Below are 13,776 nucleotides of genomic sequence, written 5' to 3'. Positions count from 1 at the left end.
TTTTGGAAAACAATCCCGGCCTAAGCCTGTGGGGATCGCTGTCTGTGGATTGACGATTGGCCCCCGGCCCCTTAAATCAAAGGCTTGACAGCTCATCAGCTCGGACAGGTGACATGCAGATCGAAACATTGAACGATCGTTCGCGCGTCATTTTTCGGATGATCGTGGAATCCTATCTCGATAATGGCGATCCGGTGGGGTCACGCACTTTGTCGCGGCATCCCGGCGTTGATCTGTCGGCGGCCTCTATTCGCAATGTGATGGCCGATCTGGAAGAAACCGGGCTGATTTACGCCCCCCATGTGTCTGCCGGGCGGATACCCACGGAATTGGGTTTGCGGCTTTTCGTGGATGGCCTTCTTGAAATCGGCAATCTGACCGAAGAAGAGCGCGCCAATATCGATATCCGTTGTGCCGGTCAGGGGCGGCGGCGGGAAGATGTTTTAGAAGATGCCACCAATCTTTTATCGGGGCTGTGCCAATGTGCCAGCCTTGTGATGGTGCCCAAAACCAATGCCCCCCTAAAGCATCTGGAATTCGTACCGCTTTCGGCTGAAAAGGCTTTGGTGGTGGTGGTTTCGGAAGATGGGGTGGTGGAAAATCGGGTGATTGACCTGCCCCCCGGCCTGCCTCCGTCGTCTTTGGTTCAGGCGAGCAATTATCTCAATAGCCGGTTCAAGAACCGCACCTTTGAAGAGGCCCGCGCGATCATCGCCCGCGAATTATCCGAACAAAAGGCCGAACTTGACGGCCTGACGAGCAAGCTGGTGGAACAGGGCCTTGCCACATGGACCGGAGATGATAAGCCGTCATTGATCGTGCGCGGGCGCGGCAATCTTTTGGAAGATGTGCGGGCGATCGAGGATTTAGAGCGAATCCGCAGGCTTTTTGATGATCTTGAAACCAAGCTCGATCTCACCCGCTTGTTGGAAAAAGCCCGGGATGCCGAGGGGGTGAAGATTTTTATCGGCTCGGAAAATAATCTTTTTTCGCTTTCGGGTTCCTCCCTCGTTGTCTCTCCCTATATGAAGGGCGATAACAAGATCATTGGGATGATCGGGGTGATTGGTCCGACCCGGATCAATTATGCCCGGATTATTCCGATGGTGGATTATACAGCAAAGGTCATCGGCCGGATATTGTAAGGGTGAACCCTTGCGGCGGCCTATCAATGGAGGCGGACGAGCGCCATGAGCGGATCGGACGAAATGAACAGACACCCAACTGATGAAACCCGGGATGAAGCCCAAAAGCCACAGGCCGGGCCAGATCCATCCGGCCCATCCCCCGAAAGCGGGGCCGAGGCCAAAGCCAAGGCGGACGCCGCCGATGAGAAGGGGGCGAGCACCCCGCCTGATCGGATCGGGGCGCTGGAAGCCGAGATCGAAACCTTGCGCGATCAGGCGATGCGGGCCCGGGCCGAGGTGGAAAATATCCTGCGGCGTACGGCGCGGGAAAAGCAGGAAACCAGCGCTTATGCGGTCTCGGGCCTTGCCCGTGATCTTTTGAGCGTGCCGGATAATCTGCGCCGGGCCCTTGAAGCCCTGCCCGCCGAGGCGCGCCAGGATAAGCTGATCAAAACCTTTGTCGATGGCGTTGAGATGACCGAGCGGGAATTGCTCAATGCTTTCGAGCGTCATGGCATCCGGCGGATCGAACCCAGGGGCGAGAAATTTGATCATAATTTCCATCAGGCCATGGCCGAAGTGGAAAGCCCCGCACAGGCACCGGGAACGGTGGTGGATGTGTATCAGGCGGGCTATGTGATCCGGGATCGCCTGCTGCGCCCGGCGATGGTAACGGTGGCCAAAGCGGCTCCCGGCCCGGGGGCTGACTCTGCGCCGGACCCATCATCACCCAAGGGGGTTGATACCACGGCCTGAAGGCGGGCGAAAAAGAGGGGAAATGCATCTGCATCGATCCTCTGCCTTGCAGCACGGAAAAGGCGGCCCTATATGCAGGGTCGATTGTCGCGCGAAAAATGTTTCAAGACAGCCGGATGCACCGGACATGCTGTTTCGAGCGACACACAATGAATGAATATCCTGATTGGAGGGCCGGACGGGTGCATGATGTGGCCCGCCGACCCGGCTGAAAAAAAAGGTCAGACATTATGAGTAAAGTCATCGGAATCGATCTGGGGACCACCAATAGCTGCGTTGCGGTGATGGAAGGCTCCAACCCCAAAGTGATTGAAAATGCCGAAGGGGTGCGGACAACGCCCTCGATCGTTGCCTTCACCGAAGATAGCGAGCGGTTGGTGGGGCAATCCGCCAAGCGTCAGGCGGTGACCAATGCCAAAGATACGCTGTTTGCCATCAAGCGCCTGATTGGCCGCACCTATGCCGATCCCACCACCACCAAAGACAAGGGCATGGTCCCTTATTCCATCGTCAAGGCCGATAATGGCGATGCCTGGGTGGAAGCGCGCGGCGAAAAATATTCTCCCTCGCAGATTTCCGCGTTCATCCTGCAAAAAATGAAGGAAACGGCGGAAAGCTATCTGGGTGAAACCGTTAGCCAGGCCGTGATCACGGTTCCGGCCTATTTCAATGATGCCCAGCGGCAGGCAACGAAAGATGCCGGCAAAATCGCGGGCCTTGAAGTTTTGCGGATCATCAATGAACCCACCGCCGCCGCTTTGGCCTATGGCCTTGAAAAGCAGGATGGCAAAACCATCGCCGTATACGATCTGGGGGGCGGCACCTTTGATGTCTCGATCCTTGAGATCGGCGATGGCGTGTTCGAGGTGAAGGCCACCAATGGTGATACCTTTCTGGGTGGCGAGGATTTTGATCTCAGGATCGTTGATTATCTGGCCGATGAATTCAAAAAAGAAAATGGCATTGATCTGCGCGGTGATAAGCTCGCCCTGCAAAGGCTGAAGGAAGCGGCAGAAAAGGCCAAGATCGAATTGAGCTCGGCCACGCAAACCGAGGTCAATCTGCCCTTCATCACCGCCGATTCTTCGGGCCCCAAGCATCTGACCATGAAGCTGAGCCGGGCAAAGCTCGAATCGCTGGTCGAAGATCTGATCAAACGCACCCTTGAGCCATGCAAAAAGGCGCTGAAAGATGCGGGCATCAATGCCGGTGAAATCGATGATGTGGTGCTGGTGGGCGGCATGACCCGCATGCCCAAAGTGCATGAAACGGTGAAATCCTTCTTTGGCCGCGAACCCCATAAGGGGGTTAATCCCGATGAAGTGGTGGCCCTTGGGGCGGCCATTCAGGCGGGTGTGCTGCAAGGCGATGTGAAAGACGTGCTGCTGCTTGATGTAACGCCTTTGTCTTTGGGCATTGAAACATTGGGTGGTGTGTTCACCCGCTTGATCGAGCGCAATACCACCATCCCTACCAAGAAATCTCAGGTCTTCTCAACGGCCGAGGATAATCAGGGCGCGGTGACCATCCGGGTGTTCCAGGGTGAGCGCGAAATGGCTGCCGATAATAAAATGCTCGGTCAGTTCGATCTTGTTGGGCTGCCCCCGGCCCCGCGCGGTGTGCCGCAGATCGAGGTGGCCTTTGATATCGATGCCAATGGGATCGTCAATGTATCGGCCAAGGATAAAGGCACCGGCAAGGAACAGCAGATCCGTATTCAGGCTTCGGGCGGGTTGTCGGATGCCGATATCGAAAAGATGGTGAAGGATGCCGAAGCCAATGCCGCCGAAGATAAAAAGCGGCGGGCTGCGGTGGAAGCCCGCAATCAGGCCGAAGCTTTGGTGCATCAGACCGAGAAAAATCTGTCGGAACACGGGGATAAGGTGTCTGCCGATGATAAGGCGGCGATTGAAACGGCGGTCACCGAGCTTAAATCTGTTCTCGATAGCAATGATGCCGATGCCATCCAGCAGAAAACGGAAAGCCTGACCCAGCTTTCCATGAAGCTGGGTGAAGCCATCTATAAAGCGCAGCAGGACGATGCCGGCGAAGGCGCCCCAACGGATGCCCAGCAGGCGGATGCGGCTGCCAAAAAAGCCTCTGACGAGGATGTAGTGGATGCCGATTTCGAGGAAGTTGACGAAGACAAGAAATAATCTTGCGAGTTGATATCCCATCATCGGATGGATGCCTTTTGCGCCGTCGGTGCCTGCCTTGATGGCGGTTCGGCGGCGCAGGGCTTTCGCTTCCGATGAAAAAACAGAACGGATTGCTTCATGACTGAATGCTATTATGAAACGCTTGGTGTGGAACGCGGGGCTGATGGTTCGACCCTTAAAAGCGCCTATCGCAAGCTTGCCATGAAATATCATCCTGATCGCAATCCCGGTAATGAAGAGGCCGAGCGCCGCTTCAAGGAAATCAGCCAGGCCTATGATATCTTGAAAGATGATCAAAAGCGGGCGGCCTATGATCGCTATGGCCATGCGGCTTTTGCCAATGGCGCAGGCCCCGGGGCGCAGGCGCATGGCTTTGATCAGGATAGCTTCTCCGATATTTTCGATCAGTTCTTTGGCGATATGATGGGCGGACGCGGGCGCGGGCGCGGCCAATCCTCGGCCCGGCGGGGGTCTGATCTGCGCTTCAATCTCGAAATTTCCCTGGAAAATGCCTATCACGGGCTGACCGAAACCATCGATGTGCCCACCAGTGTGCCTTGTGATGATTGTTCGGGAACCGGTGCCGAAGAAGGCTCGGTGCCTGAGCTGTGCCCGGCCTGTAATGGGGCGGGCAAGATCCGCTCGGCTCAGGGATTTTTCACCGTCGAACGCACCTGCCCGGGCTGCAAGGGCGCGGGCCGGGTGATTTCCAGCCCCTGCAAAAGCTGCCATGGCATGGGCCGGGTGGAAAAAGTGCGCCAGCTTTCCGTGAAAATTCCTGCCGGTGTTGAAGAAGGCACCCGCATCCGCCTTGCCAGCGAGGGCGAGGCCGGTTTCCGGGGCGGCCCTCCGGGGGATTTATATATTTTTCTGTCGATCCGCCCGCACAAGCTTTTCGAGCGCGAAGGCACGACGATCTATTGCCGGGTGCCGATTTCTATCGTCACCGCCATTTTGGGGGGCGATGTTGAGGTGCCCACCATCGGTGGCGGACGGGCGCGCCTGAAAATCCCCGAAGGCACCCAGAATGGGCGGCAATTCCGGCTGCGCAACAAAGGAATGCCCCAGATCAATACACCCATCTATGGCGATATGATGATCGAGGTTCAGGTGGAAACGCCGGTCAATCTAACAAAGGCGCAAAAAGAAAAAATCCGCAGCCTTGGTGAGGATTTTGGCGAGCGGCACACCCCTCAATCCTCTGGCTTTTTCAGCCGGGTGAAAGATTTATGGGATGATCTGACAGATTGATCCGATTAGCGCAGAAGGCGGGCCGGAATGAGCGGGGCGGATGATGGGGGAGCAGGCGATGATCAAAATCGGAATATTAGGCTGTGCCGGGCGCATGGGGCGGGCGCTCCTTGCCGAGGTTGATGGGTCATCTTGTGCTCTTTTGTCGGGGGGAACGGTGCGGCCCGGTGCCTCGCCTTTGGTCCACACGGCCGATGGCCGGTCTTTTGCTGATAGCATCGATGAAGATGCGGCGGCCCTTTTTGCCCGATCCGATGTGCTGATCGATTTTACCAGCCCCAAAGCCAGCCTTGATCATCTGGCTTTGGCCTGCAGCCATGAAAAGCCTCTGGTTTTGGGCACCACCGGTTTTACGGCTGACCAGCAAGCCGATATCGATGATGCGGCGCGCACCATTCCCATTCTGCAGGCGGCGAATTTTTCTTTGGGCATCAGCTTGCTATCATCTTTGGTGCGGCAGGCGGCGCGCGCCCTTGGCCCTGAATTTGATGCGGAAATTCTGGAAATGCACCATCGTCACAAGGTTGATGCGCCATCGGGAACGGCGCTGGCCCTGGGCCGGGCCGTGGCAATGGGCCGGGGTGTTGATCTGGATGAGATGAGCGAAAAACTGCGCGATGGCCAGATCGGGCCACGGGTGCCGGGCCGGATCGGTTTTGCCACTTTGCGCGGGGGCGATGTGGTGGGGGAACATCAGGTGATTTTTGCCGGGATGGGCGAGCGTCTGGTGCTGTCGCATCTGGCATCGGATCGGCAGATTTTTGCCCGTGGCGCGGTTCATGCGGCTTTGTGGCTGGCCACCCGCTGGCAAGAGGATCGAGCACCCGGGCTTTTCGATATGGCAGATGTGCTTGGTTTGTGATCCGCTGTTATAATGGCGGGTGCCCGGCTTTTTTGGTGGCAAGGGCGGTTTTTAAAGCCTCACCTAAAGAAAGCCGCTCTTGGGGGCTGAGCGCCTCACCCACCTCAAGGGATTGCCCGCGTTCCTGAAGATAAAGACGGGGTGTTGCGGCTTGGCGGCGCTCCGGGCTTGGCGGGTCGGTGATCGCAATCCTTACCCAATAAGGATCAAATTGGTGGCGATCTGTTTTTCCGCGCCAGCTTGTTTTGGTGATGATCAGGGCATCTTCCAAAAGCGCGATGGTTTCAAAAGATCGGGCATGGGCATAAGAAAGGCGGAAAGCCCCCCAGATCAGCAGGGCATCGACAATGAAGAAAGCCGCCACCGGCCAGGCGCCCAAAAACCAGAAGCGTAAAGCCGCCAGGGCGCTCAGGGCCAGCAGCCCCATGAAAATGAGCACGAAGTGCCTGCGGTCAAGGGAGCGATGCGGCCGCACGGTGGCATGAAACCATAAGGGGCCGGACGCTTGACCGGAACAGCCGGTGCTGTAAACAGGATCAGGAACGGATTGTGATGTCATCTCGAAAGGGCCCTCATGCCTTGTCATGAACTGTCGGCCAAAGCCATTGAAACCTTGTTTTCCCGCTTTGAAAAGGCCGATCCGGCCCCCCAAACCGAATTGGACTATCGCAATCCCTATACCCTGCTCGTGGCCGTGGTGCTGTCGGCGCAGGCCACCGATGCCGGGGTGAACAAAGCCACCAAAAAGCTCTTTGCCCGTGCCGATCATCCGGCGGCGATGGTTGCTCTGGGCGAAGCCGGCATAAGGGATCACATCAAAACCATCGGGCTTTTCAATAATAAGGCCCGCAATGTTTTCGCTTTGTCAAAAATCTTATGCGAAGAATACGGCGGGACTGTGCCAGCGGATCGCAGCGCCCTTGAAACCCTGCCGGGGGTGGGGCGCAAAACCGCCAATGTGGTTTTGAATGTGGCCTTTGCCCAGCCGACCATGGCTGTGGATACCCATATTTTTCGCCTGTCCAACAGATTGGGGCTGGCCCCGGGGAAAACTGTTCGGGCGGTTGAAGATGGCCTCGTTGCCCGCATTCCGGCGCGCTTCATGCGTCATGCCCATCATTGGCTGATTTTGCATGGCCGCTATATCTGCAAGGCACGAAAGCCCGAATGTGGGCGGTGCCCGGTGCGGGATCTGTGCCTTTATGAAGATAAAACCGCCTGATCATTTTGGTGCGCGGCTTAATTACCAGTGGGTGCGCGGAATGAGTTGGGCCATGCATTGGGTGGCATCGAATGGCTGCCCATCCAGATCGCGGGCTTCCACATGCTGGGTGCGAAAATGCATGCCAGGCTGGGGCTCGTATAAATAGATATCGAGCACGCATTGGGCGGATTTATATTGCATCATCTGCGCCCGATCTTCGCGCCGAACCAAAAGCGGCACCCCCATCAGATGATGCACATCGCCAGCGGTCAGCCCCAAAAGCCGCCCCGGATCAGGGGATTGCGGCACGGTGATGGGGGTGGGGGGAGATGCCAGATCGGTGCCTTTTTTGCTGTTTGGGGCCAAAGACGATGGGGAGGTTGCAGCCGGAGGTGCCTGCGGTTCCGGGGCTTTGGGGCTATGATCGAGCAGCGATGTGCAGCCCGCTGCACCGGCCATCAGCAGGATAAGCAGGCCAAAGCGCCGGATCATCATTGATATAGTGCTGATCCCCATCATTCAGTTGACCCGTCTGCTTTCCGGCTTGTTTTCCGGGCTGTCATGAAACAGATGCACCATCATGGCAATGCCGATGACCGGGGCCATCAGGTTCAGCACCGGGATCATGAATAAAAGGGCGATCATCAGCCCACCCATAAAGGCTTTATCCCGGTTTTGTTTGCGCAGATGTCTGGCATTGTTCGGGGTGGCATGGCGCACCGCCACCATTTCATAATATTCCCGGCCCAATAAATAGCCATTGATCGCCAGATAAAGCGCCAAAGTGCCAAAGCCGGTAAAAAGCAGGGCCAGATACAGGGGCAAGGCCAGCAGATTGATCAGCACGATCAGCAGGGAAAGCCGCAGCCCCAGCCAGATGGCTTCATGCAAAGGCGAGGCCCGCCAGCCCGCCAGATCAGGATAGTGAAGCGCTTCCACGGCATCCACAACATCATCGAGAAACAGGCTGGTGATGCTGGTCATCACAGCGGGAAAAAGCAGCCAGGTGACCAAAGCAAAGATCAGGGGAACCCCCAAACCAGCGAGCCAGATGACAGCCTTGTCGATCCAGCCGATACTGCTTTCGGGGATCAGGGGCACGAGGGCAATCAGCCCCCCGAGCAGAAGAAGAAACACCAGAAGCGACAAGCCGAATCCTAAAAGAATGACCCGGCGAAAAGCCGGATCGTTCAATTGGCCAATGGCTAGATTGAGGGCGCGGAGGATCGACATGTCATGGCTCTTTAAAATGGGTCGGCCCTGTTTTAGCAGCCCGATGCACCCTGTGGAAAGTGCGCTGGTTGGCATCTGTGCGACAATCGCTATACTCCCGCTCAGTCAATCAGCAATAATGATGATAAGGATACCGCATATGGTTGAAAAGACACATGATCTGGTTGGGATCGGCAATGCGATCGTGGATGTGATCTCTCGCGATGACGATGCCTTTCTCGCGGCCCATGATATTCAAAAGGCGGGGATGACCCTGATCGATGCGGATCGGGCCCGCCTTTTATATGATGCCATGGGGCCGGGGGTCGAGATTTCCGGCGGATCGGTGGCTAATTCTACGGCGGGATTTGCGGCTTTGGGCGGGCGCGTCCGCTTCATTGGAAAAGTGAAAGATGATCAACTGGGCCAGGTTTTCGCCCATGATCTGCGTGCCACCGGGGTGGATTTCACCACCCCCATGGCCCCTTCGGGTGAGCCCACCGCCCGCTGCCTCATCATCGTGACGCCGGATGGCCAGCGCAGCATGAATACCTTTCTGGGGGCAAGTCAGGGTTTGACGGAAGCCGATATCGTCCCCGAAGAAATCGCCGCCGCTAAGGTCATCTATCTGGAAGGCTATCTGTGGGATCCCATCGAGGCGAAAAAGGCCTTTTTAAAGGCCATGCGCCTTGCCCATGAAGCGGGAACGAAAGTTGCACTTACCTTGTCGGATTCCTTTTGTGTGGATCGCTATCGCGATGAATTTCGCGATCTGGTGGATCATCATGTGGATATTCTGTTTGCCAATGAAGACGAGATCAAATCCCTTTATCAAACCGATGATTTCGAACAGGCGATGAAAGCGCTGGGGCAAAAGGTGGAGCTGGCCGCCCTCACGCGGTCGGAAAAAGGCTCGGTGGTTCTCTATGGATCGGAACGGGTGATCATCAATGCCGAACCGATTGCGAAGCTGGTGGATGCCACGGGCGCGGGCGATCTTTATTCGGCGGGCTTTCTTCATGCTTATGTCAGGGGCCAGGATGCCCGCACCATGGGGCGGGTGGCATCGATCTGTGCGGCCGAAATCATCTCGCATTATGGCGCCCGGCCCGAAGCCGATTTGGCGGCGCTGGTGGCAAAGGCGATGTCAGCCTAAAGCCGGCAGGATGAACAGCATCAGGGTGGCGATCAGGCCCACGGCCCATATGGCGGTGCGGCCATAGCCCCAATCTTTAAGATAAGCCGGAATGAACAGGATCCGGGCAGCGATGAATAACAGCGCCAGCCCATCACGCCAGTGGGGATCGGCCTCCAGAAAATGCGCCATGATCACGGCGGCGGCAAAGGGGCCAAAGGCTTCGATCATATTCTGATGCGCCCCCATGGCCCGCAGTGCCTTGCCTTTCAGCCGGGCCTGCTGGGCGCGGGGTTCCAGAATATCATAATGCCCTTCCTGCTCCAATATGCCGCGCAAAGCCGGTCCGCGCGGCGCATAAATCAGAATGAAAGCGGCCAAAAGGCACCATGCGGCAATGGTCATCGGTTCAATCCTTCAGGGGGGTGAGCATGGGCCCCAAAGGGCGACCGGCAAAGATATGGATGTGCAGATGCGGCACCTCTTGATGGGCATCGGCACCATGATTGGCCAGAATGCGATAGCCCCTTTCAGCGGCCCCCACTTGCCGGGCCACATGGCCCACAGCCTTGAAAAAACCGGCGATCAGGGCATCGGGGGCGTGGGCGGTGAAATCATCCATCGATTGATAGGGGCCCTTGGGGATCACCAGAATATGCTGAGGGGCCTGTGGGTTGATATCGTGAAAGGCCAGAGCATATTCATCTTCATAAACGGATTTTGCAGGGATTTCGCCGCGCAGAATGCGGGCAAAGATATTTGTGTCATCATAGGCCATGATCTGCTCCTTATCTTTTCGCCAAAACATGCCCGCGATGCCGATAAACAGCAAGACAATCCGTTTCTGATCCACCCATGTTTCAAGAGATGAAACCATCTGTTGCGAGCGAAAGAACATCGCCTTATACAACTATGATTGACGCTTTTGGCCAAAGCCCGCACATTGGCCCGCCACAGAGCATCGAAAGCGGGGATCCATATCCGGCGTGATCACGAAATGATAAGGGGGGCGGCATTTGGTTGCGCATATCAATACGGTGGCCTTTGCCGGGATCGAAGCCCGGCCCGTTGATGTTCAGGTGCAATTAAGCGCAGGCCTGCCGGGTTTTACCATTGTTGGTCTGCCCGATAAGGCGGTGGGCGAATCGCGCGAACGGGTGCGCTCGGCGTTGGCGGCAATGGGGCTGGCTTTGCCGCCCAAGCGCATCACGGTCAATCTGTCGCCAGCCGATCTGCCAAAGGAAGGCAGCCATTTCGATCTGCCCATTGCCCTTGGCCTTATGGCGGCGATGGATGTGCTTGATCGCGAAGAAAGCGCGCAATTGCTGGCTTTGGGTGAATTGTCGCTGGATGGCAGGATCAGCGCGGTGCCCGGTGTTCTGCCTGCGGCTTTGGCGGCTTCGGCGCTTGATCTCACTTTGGTTTGCCCGGCTCAGCAGGGGGGCGAGGCGGCCTGGGCGGGCGATCTGGCAATTTTGGCTGCGCCCGATCTGCTCACCCTGATCAATCATCTGAAGGGCAGCCAGATTTTATCCCAGCCCCAGGCGGGGGTGATGGATGAAGGCGGCACCCTGCCCGATCTGCGCGATATCAAAGGTCAGGAAATGGCCAAGCGGGCTTTGGAAATCGCCGCATCGGGGGGGCATAATCTTTTGATGATCGGACCGCCGGGATCGGGGAAATCGATGCTGGCCTCCCGCCTGCCCTCGATTTTGCCGCCCCTCGATGCGCGCGAAGCTCTCGATGTCTCGATGATCGCTTCGGTGGCGGGATTGCTCGATGGCGGGGCGATCAGCCGCAGGCGGCCTTTTCGCAGCCCCCATCATTCCGCATCCATGCCGGCTTTGGTGGGCGGCGGGGCGCGGGCGCGACCGGGGGAAATCAGCCTTGCCCATATGGGCGTGCTGTTTTTGGATGAACTGCCGGAATTTCCCCGGGCCACCTTGGAAAGCCTGCGTCAGCCTATCGAAACCGGCAAGGCCGTGGTCTCGCGGGCGATGGCCCATGTCACCTATCCGGCGCGCTTTCAGCTTGTGGCGGCGATGAATCCCTGCCGCTGCGGGCATCTTGATGATGCAGCCCTTGCCTGTGCTCGGGCGCCGCGCTGCGCCATTGATTATCAATCGAAAATTTCCGGTCCGCTGTTTGATCGGATTGATCTGCACATCGATGTTCCGGCGGTTTCGGCGGCTGATCTTGGCCTGCCGCCACCCGCCGAAGGATCGGCCGAAGTGGCGCGCCGGGTGGCTGCAACGCGGGCGGTGCAGGAAGCCCGCTTTCGCGCCATGGGCATCGATGATCTGCGCACCAATGCCGAAGCCGATGGCGAGATTCTGGATCGGATCGCCACCCCCGATGCGGCGGGCCGCGCCCTTCTCAATCAGGCGATTGACCGGATGCGGTTATCGGCGCGGGGTTATCACCGCATTTTGCGGGTGGCCCGCACTCTGGCGGATATGGAGCAGGTACAAAGCGTGGGCCGGGGGCATATCGCCGAAGCCCTGAGCTTTCGCCGCATCGCCCCGGCGCTTTCCTCCCTTTAAATCTTCAAAGCAGGATACGCATTTTATGCCTTCTCAAGGCCATAAGGGCCGCTTAGTCTGCCGCTGATGTCATCTTCAAGTTCACCCAAGCCGCCGTCTTATGTCGTGCCCAAAGTCCTTGCCCGGCTTTTTGGGGTGGGGTCCATTTATCTGGAACGCCGGGTGGCGGTGTTTTTGTTTTTCGGATTTGCCAGCGGCCTTCCTTTGGGTCTGATTGGTGAAACCTTTCGCATTCGGCTCACCGATGCCGGGGTCGATTTCGGCACCATCGGGCTCACCAGCCTGATCGGCACGGCCTATGCCATCAAGTTTTTATGGGCCCCTTTTGTGGATCATATCAGGCTGGGCCCCCTCACCCGCCGATTGGGCCAAAGGCGGGGCTGGATGGCGCTGACATTGGTGCTGATGCTGGCGCTTTTGTTCGGGCTATCGGTGGTTGATCCGGCCAGCGCCCTCATGCCCAGCATCCTGTTGGCGGTGGGGGTGGCTTTTGCCTCGGCCACCTTCGATATTGTGGTGGATGCTTACCGCATTGAATATCTGGATGATCGGCAATTGGCGGGGGGCACGGCGGTTCATGCCACGGCGTGGTATCTGGGGGCCAAGCTTGCGGCGGGGGTTCTGGTTTTATGGCTGGCTGATGTGGCAAGCTGGGAAAGCGCCTATTTATTTGCCAGCCTCACTTTGGTTCTCGGGCTTTTGGCGGTGGCTTTCAATCATGAACCCGAACGCCGGGTGGAAGCCGAATTGGAAGCCCGGCAGCACGAGGTGGCGCGGTTTTTAGCAACGCGGCCGCGTTTGGCCGGGGGGCGCAGGGGCCATGGGCTGGCCACCCTTTATGTGATGGTGGCGGCACCTTTTGTCGATCTGGTGCGTCGTTTTGGCTGGGCTTTGCTTTCGGTTATGGCCTTTGTGGTTTTGTTTAAATTCCAGGATGCCTTTGCCGGGGCGTTATCGGGGCCTTTCGTGCGCGATCTGGGCTATCAGAAATCCACCATTGCCTTTGTTTATAAAGGCTTTGGGTTGGTGGCGGTGTTTGCGGGCATGTTTGCCGGGGGCCTTTTGATGCATGCCTTTGGGCTGGTGCGCGCCCTTTGGATCGCCGGGGTTTTGCAGGTTGTGTCGAATCTGGGCTTTTCGTGGCTGGATTGGATGGCGGGCTTTGCCACATTGGGGGTTGAAACGGCTTTCGGGCAGGGCAATATCCCGTCTGAATTGAAAGGCGCTTTGATCGATGCTCATTGGCCGTGGCTGGCGGGGGTGATCGGCTTTGAAAATTTTGCGTCCGGCATGGGCAATACCATCTTCGTCGTTTTTCTGTCGCGGCTGGTGAATGATGCCTATACCGCCACCCAATATGCCCTTTTATCCGCTACGGCTTTGGTGGCGCGCACCTTTCTGGCGGCCCCTGCGGGGTTTCTGGCGGAAGCTGTGGGCTGGTTTGATTTCTTCATCCTATCGGGGATTGCTGGCATACCGGGGCTGATTTTGTTATGGTTTCTTGCCCGTACAAGAAAATGGGACTGA

Annotated in this window: 14 protein-coding genes; 9 read left to right on the top strand and 5 right to left on the bottom strand. The window is 57.5% G+C overall.

Annotated elements, in window-relative coordinates; genetic code table 11:
• Nucleotides 1-113: 113 nt before the first annotated feature.
• The 5 genes from hrcA to dapB all read left to right on the top strand — a co-directional run bounded on the left by hrcA (nucleotide 114) and on the right by dapB (nucleotide 6,155).
• Nucleotides 114-1,145: a heat-inducible transcriptional repressor HrcA gene (gene hrcA / locus QK300_RS00345; protein ID WP_281299962.1), complete on the top strand. Its 1,032-nt coding sequence runs from the start codon at nucleotides 114-116 to the stop codon at nucleotides 1,143-1,145.
• A 63-nt stretch (nucleotides 1,146-1,208) separates the two neighbouring features.
• On the top strand, nucleotides 1,209-1,883 hold the full coding sequence (gene grpE, locus QK300_RS00340) for a nucleotide exchange factor GrpE (RefSeq protein WP_281299963.1): 675 nt from the start codon (nucleotides 1,209-1,211) through the stop codon (nucleotides 1,881-1,883).
• Nucleotides 1,884-2,113: 230 nt separating this feature from the next.
• On the top strand, nucleotides 2,114-4,039 hold the full coding sequence (gene dnaK / locus QK300_RS00335; protein ID WP_281299964.1) for a molecular chaperone DnaK: 1,926 nt from the start codon (nucleotides 2,114-2,116) through the stop codon (nucleotides 4,037-4,039).
• Between the two features lie 120 nt (nucleotides 4,040-4,159).
• A complete protein-coding gene (dnaJ, locus tag QK300_RS00330; RefSeq protein ID WP_281302251.1) occupies nucleotides 4,160-5,293 on the top strand; it encodes a molecular chaperone DnaJ in 1,134 nt (377 codons plus the stop codon).
• Between the two features lie 61 nt (nucleotides 5,294-5,354).
• Nucleotides 5,355-6,155 carry a 4-hydroxy-tetrahydrodipicolinate reductase gene (gene dapB / locus QK300_RS00325; RefSeq protein WP_348651795.1) on the top strand — a complete coding sequence of 267 codons (801 nt, stop codon included), beginning with the start codon at nucleotides 5,355-5,357 and terminating at the stop codon, nucleotides 6,153-6,155.
• A gap of 7 nt (nucleotides 6,156-6,162) precedes the next feature.
• Here dapB and QK300_RS00320 read toward each other — a convergent pair whose 3' ends face one another.
• Complete coding sequence (locus tag QK300_RS00320) at nucleotides 6,163-6,714, bottom strand: DUF2244 domain-containing protein (protein WP_281299967.1); 552 nt, start codon at nucleotides 6,712-6,714, stop codon at nucleotides 6,163-6,165.
• A gap of 15 nt (nucleotides 6,715-6,729) precedes the next feature.
• On the opposite strand from QK300_RS00320, the gene nth reads away from it, so the two are divergent.
• Nucleotides 6,730-7,377 carry an endonuclease III gene (gene nth, locus QK300_RS00315; RefSeq protein WP_281299968.1) on the top strand — a complete coding sequence of 216 codons (648 nt, stop codon included), beginning with the start codon at nucleotides 6,730-6,732 and terminating at the stop codon, nucleotides 7,375-7,377.
• Nucleotides 7,378-7,398: 21 nt separating this feature from the next.
• On the opposite strand, the gene QK300_RS00310 is transcribed toward nth, so the two are convergent.
• On the bottom strand, nucleotides 7,399-7,878 hold the full coding sequence (locus QK300_RS00310; protein ID WP_281299969.1) for a hypothetical protein: 480 nt from the start codon (nucleotides 7,876-7,878) through the stop codon (nucleotides 7,399-7,401).
• Nucleotides 7,879-8,592 carry an EI24 domain-containing protein gene (locus QK300_RS00305; RefSeq protein ID WP_281302252.1) on the bottom strand — a complete coding sequence of 238 codons (714 nt, stop codon included), beginning with the start codon at nucleotides 8,590-8,592 and terminating at the stop codon, nucleotides 7,879-7,881.
• A gap of 139 nt (nucleotides 8,593-8,731) precedes the next feature.
• On the opposite strand from QK300_RS00305, the gene QK300_RS00300 reads away from it, so the two are divergent.
• Entirely contained in the window at nucleotides 8,732-9,727 is a 996-nt protein-coding gene (locus tag QK300_RS00300; protein WP_281302253.1) for an adenosine kinase, read from the top strand.
• Here the strand turns inward: QK300_RS00300 and QK300_RS00295 are convergent.
• Nucleotides 9,719-10,111, bottom strand: a complete 393-nt coding sequence (locus QK300_RS00295; RefSeq protein WP_042088181.1) for an MAPEG family protein — start codon at nucleotides 10,109-10,111, stop codon at nucleotides 9,719-9,721. The genes QK300_RS00300 and QK300_RS00295 overlap by 9 nt on opposite strands.
• A 4-nt stretch (nucleotides 10,112-10,115) precedes the next feature.
• Nucleotides 10,116-10,484, bottom strand: coding sequence for a histidine triad nucleotide-binding protein (locus QK300_RS00290; protein WP_281302254.1), 369 nt, complete (start codon nucleotides 10,482-10,484; stop codon nucleotides 10,116-10,118).
• Nucleotides 10,485-10,722: 238 nt separating this feature from the next.
• On the opposite strand from QK300_RS00290, the gene QK300_RS00285 reads away from it, so the two are divergent.
• Nucleotides 10,723-12,249 carry a YifB family Mg chelatase-like AAA ATPase gene (locus tag QK300_RS00285; RefSeq protein WP_281302255.1) on the top strand — a complete coding sequence of 509 codons (1,527 nt, stop codon included), beginning with the start codon at nucleotides 10,723-10,725 and terminating at the stop codon, nucleotides 12,247-12,249.
• A gap of 105 nt (nucleotides 12,250-12,354) precedes the next feature.
• Nucleotides 12,355-13,776, top strand: a complete 1,422-nt coding sequence (locus tag QK300_RS00280; protein WP_281302256.1) for an MFS transporter — start codon at nucleotides 12,355-12,357, stop codon at nucleotides 13,774-13,776.

This window comes from Iodidimonas sp. MBR-22, from assembly GCF_029946565.1.
GTDB lineage: Bacteria > Pseudomonadota > Alphaproteobacteria > Sphingomonadales > Rhodothalassiaceae > Iodidimonas > Iodidimonas nitroreducens.
Note: the sequence above shows the minus strand (reverse complement) of the source record. Positions and strands in the feature narration are given on the sequence as shown.